General features: G+C 45.1%; 1 tRNA gene. It reads left to right on the top strand.

The annotated features are described in order from the left end of the window. The first annotated feature begins 57 nt into the window (after nt 1-57). Nucleotides 58-133: transfer RNA gene (locus A1830_RS20820), tRNA-Glu, on the top strand. Nucleotides 134-288 lie beyond the last annotated feature (155 nt).

The raw sequence follows: 288 nt of genomic DNA, 5'->3' as shown, positions 1-288 counted from the left end.
TTCCCGCGTAGTGTCCACAACAGATTGTCTGATAGAAGTAATGAGCAACAGTACAGAGTCCCCATCGTCTAGAGGCCCAGGACACTGCCCTTTCACGGCTGTAACAGGGGTTCGAATCCCCTTGGGGACGCCATCTCCTGATAATGAGTGAAAGACATTATCAACCGTATCTCAAAGCTGATTCTGCCTGAAGGCGAGTCATGTTTGAGATAACTGCTCTTTAATAATCCGGAACAAGCTGAAAATTGAAACGACGTATCGTTTTCATTCTCCGTAATAAGAATGAAA

This window comes from Erwinia sp. ErVv1 (assembly GCF_900068895.1).
In the GTDB taxonomy this organism is placed as follows: Bacteria; Pseudomonadota; Gammaproteobacteria; order Enterobacterales; family Enterobacteriaceae; genus Erwinia.
This window is presented reverse-complemented; position numbering and strand designations above follow the sequence as displayed.